This is a genomic window from Streptomyces olindensis (genome assembly GCF_040645895.1).
Classification (GTDB): Bacteria; Actinomycetota; Actinomycetes; order Streptomycetales; family Streptomycetaceae; genus Streptomyces; species Streptomyces olindensis.
In genome coordinates this window covers 21,766-31,346 of the sequence record NZ_JBEYZD010000048.1, presented here as the reverse complement: position 1 = coordinate 31,346, position 9,581 = coordinate 21,766, and the positions used below count along the sequence as shown (strand labels likewise).

Sequence of the window (9,581 nt, the reverse complement as noted above, 5' to 3'; positions counted from 1 at the left end):
CGGTTCTAGGAAAAGGAATAGAAAAGGATGCGCCTGGCAGCGGCCTCGCTGCCCAGATGCCTAATCTCGCGGGGCGTCCGCGCTGGGACGCGCGCCCGTTCGAGCACCGAAGCTGGCGGAGGAGAGGAGGAGTGAGGTAGGGCGGGGATGCCCGCCCTACCTCACTCCTACTGCTGCTCGGTGTTGCGCCGGTTGGCGATCACGTCGGCTGAGGTGGCTCCGGCCCAAACGCGCACGCTGTCGATCATTCCGGGGAAGTAACGGGCAGCAGTGCCGTTGATCTTCGCCCGGCCGATCTCGAAGGCTCCGCTGCCCTGCCACGGGGCGTAGTACGGAACGCCGTCCTCGTCGCCCATCTGTGCGCTGTCTACATAGAGCTTGAGCGCGCCGAGTTGGGAGGTGTCGTCGGGGTCCGCTGCGGCCTGGGCGTCGTAGACGACCGTCAGCATGACCGGTACGCCCAGTTGGGCCGTGGTGAATGCGGTGGACTCGTTTTCGGTCCAGGCCGCCCCGGTGCCGTCCTTGTCGGGTCGGCCGAACGTCCATCGCCCCTGCGTGCTGCCGGAGGGCTGCTCGTACCAGACACCCCAGGACGATTGGCTTGTCCCGGACTGCCCGAACACCTGCACCGCGTAGGACTTGCTGATGTCGGCGAACTTGGCCGGGTCCAGCGTGACCCAGGCGGTCGCGGTGAACGAACCGGAGTCGTCGACGACCGGGCCGGTGGCAGTGGCATACGCGCTGATCCCGTTCAGGGACATCGTCTGCGTGGTCGTGACCTCTTCGCCGATCTCCGGATCACCGGTGGTGATGTGGGTGAGCGCGGCCCCGTTGAGGGTGAGGTTACGGCCGAAACCGCTGGTGTCCTTGACCGTGGTACCGGTCGCGTTGGCCATGTCCGTGGCGTCCCACTTGGCGACCAGCGCCGGGACCGGATCGCCGGCGGTGCCGTCGCTGAGATCCTCGTCCTCCAGCCACGCCTCGTGGGCGACCTCGGTGTCCGCGAGCGCCCGGGACCACACCTTCACCTCGTCGATGGTCCCAGCGAAGTTCTCTTTGCCTGCGGCGTCGTCCCACAACCGTCCGACCTGCAGACCACCGGACGCTTTCCAGGGTGTGGCGGTGAACGGTACCGGCTTGCCCTGCGCGATGCCGTTGACGTAGAGCTGCAGGTTCTGCGCGGCGGCGTCGTAGACGCCCGCCAGGTGTGTCCATGCCTTCAAGACGGGTGGTTTGGTGCCGATCGACCGCACGATCGTCGGACTGGTGACGTCGGTCTGGTGGCGGTTGAAGATCCAGGCGTTGTAGGCGGTGGAGTAGTACAGCTGGAATCCGGAGGCGTTCGTTCCCGCCTGCGACAGGACGGTGTAGTTGACGTCCTTCTTCTCCAGGCGTGCCCAGGCCGACACAGTGAAGGACTTGGTGGTGTCCAGCACCGCACCAGAAGTGGAGAGGTAGGCAGTGGTGCCGTTGAACTTCGCTGCGGCGGATCCGCTGCGGGACAGGGAGTCCCAGGTGGCACCCGAGGAGGTCAGCGGATGCGGGGTGGCCGTGGTGGCGTCGGTGAGGGAACTGTCCAGGTGCCAGATGCCCGAGGGCTTCTCTGCGCCCTTCACCAGGAAGCTGTAGTAGCCGGTAAGCGAGCTGTGCCCAGCGGCATCGAAGCCCCAGACCTGGATGGTGTTCTCACCGGCCTGGTTCGGCGTGATCGTCTGGGTGGTGGCCGCGCCCTTGGCGACGGGGATCGGCGGGGACATCGCGCCGCTGTTCAGCTTGAACTTGTAGGTGACCACGTCCGACTGGATGCCGGCTGTGGTGGGGTTGGCATCTCCGGGGGTGAAGGTGAACTTGCCCGGCGTGCCCACGCCGCCCGCCGCGGGGTCGGTCTCAGCGGGCTTGTAGATGCCGTCCGCGCTGCTCACCACCGGAGGAGGGGGCGAGTCGGTGTCGATCCGGAAGTAGCACCAGGACGACCAGGAAGAGTCCAGGACCCCGGTGGCGCCACGGTCGGTCTTGTAGTGCGCCTGCGTCTTGACCCGCATCCGGTAGTCCGTCTGAGCCGGGAGCGTGCTGGACGTCGCGGTGCGGGGGGCGTTGTCGGCCACCCAGGTGCTGTCCGGTGAGGCGGCGGACCAGGCGCGGCTGGATCCGTCCGCCTTCCACACCTCGAACGCGGCACGCAGCTGGGAGTTGGAGCCGTCGGCCGATTGCACCGCGGCAAGCATCTTCGGGGTGGTGTCGCTGGTGGCGAAGGACTGCGTCGATGCGTTGCAGGCCCGCCCGGTGGTGCCCTGCTGAACACCGTACGAAGTCGGCTTGGACGGGTAAGAAACGTACGTCACCGACAGCTTGGCGTCGTTGCGGAACCGCGCCCAGGCCGCCGCGTTCGACTCGTCGTGCGCCGCCAGGGAGAAGGTGATCTGCGATGCCTTCTTCGAGGCGTAGGACGCGAGGGTGGTGGTGAGGTTCTCGTTGCTCTCGTCCCCCACGTTGTCGCTGAAGCGCACCCAATTCGCCGGCTGCGGCGGAGTGCACAAGCCGCCCCGGCCGTAGGCCACTTCCCGGTCACCCATCAGGTCCACCGCGTTGGGGCGGGACGACCAGGTGGTGCTGGAGGAGATGCCTTTGTCCACACGGCTCAGGTCGTACCAGCGCGGCTCACAGGTGAACGTCCACTCCTGGTACACCTCCATCGTCGCGTCCAGAACCTTCTTGCCGTGTATCGACGACAGCGGGTACTCGAAGTACATGCGCTGGGTGTACGGGCTGTTGGAGCACAGGTAGCCGCCGTAGTTCGAGCAGCGCCCCACTCCCTTGTCCCCGTCGAACTCCCAGTACTTGGTCCCGTTCGAAGCCAGAGCAGTCCAGTCACCCAGCGCTATGCCCTTGGTCGGCGGGTCGATGTAGAGCGGGAAGACGGTGTCCTCGCCGCGCAGTAGGACCGGATCCGGCGTGATCTCCAGGCTCGTGTCCGTCACCTTGAGCGGGAGTTCGGCCGTCGCGTCACCGCTGCCAGGACCCTCTGAAGGTGAAGGTTCACCCTTGGCCTCGGGGAGAGGGGCTGTTTCCCCGGGCTCCGCTTCTTCCGCTGTCCTCGTGCCGGTTGCCGGTGCCGTGCGTGCGAGTTGCGTGCTGACCCCTGGGGTCACTTCGGCGGGTGTGCTGGTCGGGCTGTCGCCGGCTGAGTCCCACATCCGTCCGGCCGGACTCTCGAACACAGGGGTGCCGTCCTGGTCCCTGGCGACGAAGCCGCCGTCGGCCGTAGGGGCGATGTCCAGGTCATCGCCGGAGGCAGTCATCTTGATGCTCGCGAGCGCCGGGTTATCCGCGGCCTCCGCAGTCTTGACCACGAGGACCGAGGTGTAACCGGTGCTCAGAGCGGTCAATTGCAGATCGACGTCTCGAAAGACGTCAGGGTAGGTGGCAGTGGCACCCTTGAGTTCAGGCTCAGGGAGTGCGGTCGGCCAGCCGAGCTTCAGCGAGTGGCCCTCGTCCTCCAGCCTGACCAGGCCATCACCGTTGCCCCCGCCCGCGAAGGTGACGTCAGCCGTCGTGTTCTTGGCCCGGATCTCGCCGTCAGCGTCGCGCACGAGAGTGGTGTCGATGGCGGCCCATGCACCGTCGTCCTTGCGCGCTCGAATCGGAGCCGCGTTCATCTCCTGCGTGAAGGTGCCGTCCGGGTTGGCGAAGACCCGAGAGGACTCGGTCGTCGCCCCTTCCACGGCTACTCGCTCACCAGACTCGGCTGCCAGGGCACTTGCCACCGACTCCGCAGTCTTTCCAGCTCCGGCGGCGGCTTGGCCTTCCGCCACCGCGACAGGAACGCCCGCCACCGCGACTCCGGGGAGCGCTCCCCCAAGTAACGCAACGGCCACCGCACCGCTACCCGCCGCATGCCGCCAGCCGTGCCGCCGTCTTCGCGTGAACACGCCCGCCCCACCCGCCCCTTAATTTTTCCTTAACAACACACTGTGGCGATCATGTGACGATCCGGCGCGACGGTCAATAGTGTCGAAAATCCTATTGGCATGCACTAGACATAACTTGCTGACCTGTGCAGCAGTTGGACACCGCTCGCGCATGTGAGTGCTCCGTGGAGAGCGACCCGGTGCTCAACTCACCGGGTGTGCACACCAGGCCGGCCGCAGGTCCGGCAGCCAGGGCTACAGCCTCCGCCGCACGGCACGCACGCTCGTGACGCCCGCGCGTTCCGTCGGCATCCAATACGAGTCCAGCACAGTAAAAAATCAAGGGGCCTGACTCGGAAGAGTCAGACCCCTTTGACCTGCCCGTTTGCCAGATCAACGAAGTGGCGTCAAGTCACCGGTTAGACGTTGAAGCGGAACTCCACCACGTCCCCGTCCTGCATCACGTACTCCTTGCCCTCCATCCGCGCCTTCCCCTTCGCGCGGGCCTCCGCCACCGACCCCGTCTCGACCAGGTCGTCGAAGGAGATGACCTCCGCCTTGATGAAGCCCTTCTGGAAATCCGTGTGGATGACGCCGGCGGCCTCGGGGGCGGTGGCGCCCTTCTTGATGGTCCAGGCGCGGGATTCCTTGGGGCCGGCCGTCAGGTAGGTCTGCAGGCCGAGGGTGCGGAAGCCGACGTGGGCGAGGGTGGCGAGGCCGGGCTCCTCCTGGCCGACGGACTGCAGGAGCTCCAGGGCCTCGTCCTCGTCGAGCTCGGCGAGGTCCGCCTCCAGCTTGGCGTTGAGGAAGATCGCCTCGGCGGGGGCGACCAGGGCGCGCTGCTCGTTCTTGAAGTCCTCGTCGACCAGCTCGTCCTCGTCGACGTTGAAGACGTAGAGGAACGGCTTGGTGGTCAGCAGGTGCAGGTCGTGCAGGAGCTCGTTGCGCTCGGTGCCCTGGACGATGCCGTGCGCGAAGAGGGTGTCGCCCTTCTCCAGGATCTCCTTGGCCTCCTCGACGGCCTTCACCTTCGGCGCGATGTCCTTCTTGATCCGCGACTCCTTCTGGAGGCGCGGCAGGACCTTCTCGATCGTCTGGAGGTCCGCGAGGATCAGCTCGGTGTTGATCGTCTCGATGTCGTCCTTGGGCGAGACCTTGCCGTCGACGTGCACGACGTTCTCGTCCTTGAAGGCGCGGATGACCTGGCAGATCGCGTCGGACTCGCGGATGTTGGCGAGGAACTTGTTGCCCAGGCCCTCGCCCTCGGACGCGCCCCGCACGATACCGGCGATGTCGACGAAGTCGACCGTGGCCGGGAGGACCCGCTGTGAGGAGAAGATCTCGGCCAGTTTCGTCAGGCGCGGGTCGGGCACGCCGACGACACCGACGTTGGGCTCGATCGTGGCGAACGGGTAGTTGGCCGCCAGCACGTCGTTCTTGGTCAGGGCGTTGAACAGGGTCGACTTGCCGACATTCGGCAGACCGACGATTCCGATCGTGAGCGACACGTTGCGACTTCCCGTGAGTGGAGAGGGCCAGGAGGCCAGGGGACCGGCCGATCCACCAGTCTACGGCGTACCCGGAACGGCCCCGGGAGGCGTATCGAACGCTTGGCCAAGCCTCGGCCCCCGGCGTGTCTGACGGGCCATTCGGCATATTGAACGACCTAAGTTGGTGCGGTGGAGCAATACAGGACGCGACCTGCTCAGTACGCACCGCGACGTGACCGGCCGAGGCCGCCCCTGCCGCCCCAGGCGAAACGGGGGGCGGGCGGCGCACCCGCGCGCACGGCCCGGCCGCCGGGGGCGCAGCGCCGTCCGGCGCCGGTGCGGCGGCCCGCGCCCGCGCCGGCGCCCGCCGCCGGGCGGCTGCCGAACCCGCGGCTGACCGGGCTGGGCAGCGGTCTGTTCTGCGCGGTGGTGATGTTCCTGCTGGGCGCGCTGTGCGCCGCGCTGTTCGGGGCGTCGCTGACGGCGTACGGCGTGCTGTTCCTGCCGGTGTGCGTGCTGACCGCCCTCTGGGTGCGCCGGGGGGACCTGATGACGGCGCCCGTGGTCGTGCCGATCGCGTTCGCCGTGGGGCTGCTGCCGCTGGCGGAGGGCGACGGAGGGACCGGCGGCAGGCTGATGGGGCTGGTGACGGCCCTCGCCACGCAGGCCGGGTGGCTGTACGGCGGGACCCTGATCGCCGGACTGATCGTGATCGTCCGGCGGATCAGGCTGGTGCACCGGCGGCGGACGGCCGGGGCCCGTCCGCCGGTGTGACGGCGACGCCCACCCGGTCAGTGCCCACCCGGTTAGTACCCGGCCGGTTAGTGCCCGGCCGCCCGCATCGCCGCGCCCACGATGCCCGCGTTGTTCTGCAGCTGCGCCGGGACGATCTCCGCCTTGATGCCCTCGATGTAGGGCAGGAACTTGTGGGACTTGCGGCTGACGCCGCCGCCGATGATGAACAGGTCCGGCGAGAACAGCATCTCGACATGGGCGAGGTACGTGCGCACGCGGTGCACCGCCCAGTGCTCCCACGTCATGTCGTGGTCCTCGCGGGCCTTGCTGGAGGCGCGCTTCTCCGCGTCGTGCCCCTCCAGCTCCAGGTGGCCCAGCTCGGTGTTGGGGACCAGGACGCCGTCGACGAAGACCGCGCTGCCGATGCCCGTGCCGAACGTCAGCAGGATGACCGTGCCCCGGCGGTCGCGGCCGGCGCCGAAGTGCATCTCGGCGACGCCCGCCGCGTCCGCGTCGTTCACCACCGTCACCGGCAGGCCGCCCAGCCGCTCGCCGAGCAGCGCGCGGGCGTCGGTGTCGATCCAGCTGTCGTCGACGTTCGCCGCCGTGCGGATCGTGGCTCCGTCGGTGACCACGCCCGGGAACGTGATCCCGACCGGTCCCGTCCAGCCGAAGTGGTCGACGACCTGCTTGACGCCGTCGGCCACCCCGTCGGGCGTGGCCGGGTGCGGGGTGAGGACCTTGTGGCGCTCCCGCGCCAGGTCGCCCTTGTCCAGGTCCACCGGGGCACCCTTGATCCCGGAACCGCCGATGTCCACACCGAAGATCTGCATGGCCCTACGTTACGACGAACGACTGACAGTCACAGGCCGGACGGCGGTCGCCGCCCGGCCCGTACGGTCACTTCGCGGAATCTTCACCGGTCCCAGCCCCGCCGCGCTCGGCGACCAGCGCCGCCGCCTCCTCGCGCAGGTCGCGGCGGAGCTCCTTGGGCAGGGAGAACGTGATGGACTCCTCGGCGGCCTTGACGATCTCGACGTCCTCGAAGCCGCGCTGCGAGAGCCACTCCAGGACCTGCTCGACCAGGACCTCCGGGACGGAGGCGCCCGAGGTGACGCCGACCGTGGTCACGCCCTCCAGCCAGGCCTCGTCGATCTCGTCCGCGAAGTCCACGAGGTAGGCGGCGCGGGCACCCGCGATCTTGGCGACCTCCACGAGCCGCTTGGAGTTCGAGGAGTTGCGGGAGCCGACCACGATCACCAGGTCCGACTCGGCGCCCATCTGCTTCACGGCCAGCTGGCGGTTCTGCGTGGCGTAGCAGATGTCGTCGCTGGGCGGGGAGATGAGCTGCGGGAACTTCTCCTTCAGGGCGTCGACGGTCTCCATGGTCTCGTCGACGGACAGCGTGGTCTGGGAGAGCCAGACGACCTTGGACGGGTCGCGGACCTCGACCTTCTCGACGTCGCCGGGGCCGTCGACGAGCTGGATGTGGTCGGGGGCCTCACCGGAGGTGCCGATGACCTCCTCGTGGCCCTCGTGGCCGATCAGGAGGATGTCGTAGTCGTCGCTCGCGAAGCGGACGGCTTCCTTGTGGACCTTGGTGACCAGCGGGCAGGTGGCGTCGATGGTGGCGAGGCGGCCGCGCTCGGCCTCCTCGTGGACGACGGGTGCCACGCCGTGCGCCGAGAACATGACGATGTTGCCCGGAGGGACCTCTTCCGTCTGCTCGACGAAGATCGCGCCCTTCTTCTCCAGGGTCTGCACGACGTACTTGTTGTGGACGATCTCGTGGCGGACGTAGACCGGAGCGCCGTACTGCTCCAGGGCTTTCTCGACGGCGATCACGGCGCGGTCCACACCCGCGCAGTAGCCACGGGGGGCGGCGAGCAGGACACGGCGGCCAGGCGAAGCAGACATGCGTCCCATCGTAAGGCCGCGTTCGGCGGGTCAAAGATCGCGCCGCTGTGGAGTCCCTGGGAAGACTGACAGGGCGTGACGTGAGTGACGGGCACGGACGGCGGAGGGACGATGGCCGAGACCGGGACGGAGGCCCCCGCGACCGGTAGGGAACAGGCCCTGCGGCGCGGTCTGGGCTTCCGGGACCTGGTCGTCTACGGGCTGCTGTTCATCGCTCCGATGGCCCCGGTCGGCGTGTTCGGCACGCTGGACGCCACGTCGCACGGGGCGGTGGCATTGGTGTACCTCGTCGCCACGGTCGCGATGGCGTTCACCGCGTTCAGCTACGCCCAGATGGTGCGGGTGGCTCCGCAGGCGGGTTCGGTGTTCGCCTACGCGCGCGTGGGGCTCGGGAAAGAGGCCGGGTTCGTGGCGGGCTGGATGGCGATGCTCGACTACGTCCTGATCCCGGCGGTGGCGTACCTGTTCTGCGGGGTCGCCATGAACGCGCTGGTCCCCGAGGTGTCGCGGTGGGTGTGGTCGGTTCTCGCGGTGGTCGTGACGACGCTGCTGAACCTGTGGGGCGTACGGGCCGCGGCCCGGGTGGGTTTCGTGGTGCTGGTGCTGGAGGTCGTGGTCCTGGTCGTCTTCGTCGGGGCGGCGCTCGTGGTGCTGGCGCGGGACGGCGCCGAGCGGGGCTGGCTGTCGCCGCTGTCGGGGGACGGCACGCAGGGCGCGTTCGCGCTGTCGGCGGTGCTCGGGGCGGTGTCGGTCGCGGTGCTGTCGTACCTGGGGTTCGACGCGATCGCCACGTTCGCGGAGGAGGTCACCGGCGGGTCGGCGCGGATCGCGCGGGCGCTGCTGTTCTGCCTGGCGCTGGCGGGGGTGCTGTTCGTGGCGCAGACGTACCTGGTGGCGTTGCTGGAGCCGGTGTCGTCGGCACGGCTCGCGGCGGAGCCGGGGCGGCAGGGATCGGCGTTCTACGACACCGTGGACGCCTCGGTGGGCACCTGGCTGCACGACCTGGTGGCGGTGAGCAAGGCGGTCGGTGCCGCGTTCGCCGCGCTGGCCGGGCAGGCCGCGGCGGCCCGGTTGCTGTTCGCGATGGGCCGGGAGCGGCGGCTGCCGCGGGTGCTGGCGCGGACGCACGCGGGGGTGCCGAGGGTGGCGCTGCTGTGCGCGGCGGTCGTGACGCTGACGGCGGCGGTGTGGGCGGCGCGCCGAGACGACGGGATGGACCAGCTGGTGTCGGTGGTCGCCATCGGCGCGCTGACCGCGTTCACGCTGCTGCACGCGAGCGTGATCGGCTGGTTCGCGGTGCGGCGGCGGGGCGGGCCGGTGATCTGGTGGCGGCACGTGCTGGTGCCGGTGGCGGGAGCGGCGATCACCGTCGCCGTGATCGCCGAGGCGTCGAGCACGGCCCGGACGGCCGGCGCGGCGTGGCTGGCGGCCGGAGTGGTGGTCCTGATGGTCCAGGAGCGACGCCGGGCCGCACTGCCCCCCATGGCCGGCTGATGGCCGGCTGATCGGGTTTGTCGGTGGTGGCCACTAC

The 9,581-nt window shown here is 69.0% G+C and carries 6 protein-coding genes; 2 read left to right on the top strand and 4 right to left on the bottom strand.

The genetic code is table 11. The features are described 5' to 3' along the window. Window positions 1-167: 167 nt before the first annotated feature. Both ABZ948_RS27560 and ychF read right to left on the bottom strand, forming a co-directional pair. The gene (locus tag ABZ948_RS27560) at window positions 168-3,833 is read right to left on the bottom strand and encodes a laminin G domain-containing protein (RefSeq protein WP_359763850.1); all 3,666 of its coding nucleotides are present in this window, start codon (window positions 3,831-3,833) and stop codon (window positions 168-170) included. 494 nt (window positions 3,834-4,327) lie between these two features. Then, entirely contained in the window at window positions 4,328-5,416 is a 1,089-nt protein-coding gene (gene ychF, locus ABZ948_RS27555; RefSeq protein ID WP_359763848.1) for a redox-regulated ATPase YchF, read from the bottom strand. A gap of 171 nt (window positions 5,417-5,587) precedes the next feature. Between ychF and ABZ948_RS27550 the strand changes: the two genes are divergently transcribed. After that, entirely contained in the window at window positions 5,588-6,172 is a 585-nt protein-coding gene (locus tag ABZ948_RS27550) for a DUF6542 domain-containing protein (protein WP_359763846.1), read from the top strand. Between the two features lie 47 nt (window positions 6,173-6,219). Here the strand turns inward: ABZ948_RS27550 and ppgK are convergent, their stop codons facing one another. Further along, window positions 6,220-6,966: a polyphosphate--glucose phosphotransferase gene (gene ppgK, locus ABZ948_RS27545; RefSeq protein WP_359763845.1), complete on the bottom strand. Its 747-nt coding sequence runs from the start codon at window positions 6,964-6,966 to the stop codon at window positions 6,220-6,222. Between the two features lie 67 nt (window positions 6,967-7,033). Beyond that, the gene (locus ABZ948_RS27540; protein WP_359763843.1) at window positions 7,034-8,059 is read right to left on the bottom strand and encodes a 4-hydroxy-3-methylbut-2-enyl diphosphate reductase; all 1,026 of its coding nucleotides are present in this window, start codon (window positions 8,057-8,059) and stop codon (window positions 7,034-7,036) included. 102 nt (window positions 8,060-8,161) lie between these two features. On the opposite strand from ABZ948_RS27540, the gene ABZ948_RS27535 reads away from it, so the two are divergent. Next, window positions 8,162-9,544 carry an APC family permease gene (locus ABZ948_RS27535; protein ID WP_359763841.1) on the top strand — a complete coding sequence of 461 codons (1,383 nt, stop codon included), beginning with the start codon at window positions 8,162-8,164 and terminating at the stop codon, window positions 9,542-9,544. The last annotated feature ends 37 nt before the right edge of the window (window positions 9,545-9,581 follow it).

Bases quoted from the DNA above. Each gene is read 5' to 3' on its own strand.
- ppgK (WP_359763845.1), bottom strand. From the start codon at position 6,966: ATGCAGATCTTCGGTGTGGACATCGGCGGTTCCGGGATCAAGGGTGCC.
- ABZ948_RS27540 (WP_359763843.1), bottom strand. From the start codon at position 8,059: ATGGGACGCATGTCTGCTTCGCCTGGCCGCCGTGTCCTGCTCGCCGCC.
- ABZ948_RS27535 (WP_359763841.1), top strand. From the start codon at position 8,162: ATGGCCGAGACCGGGACGGAGGCCCCCGCGACCGGTAGGGAACAGGCC.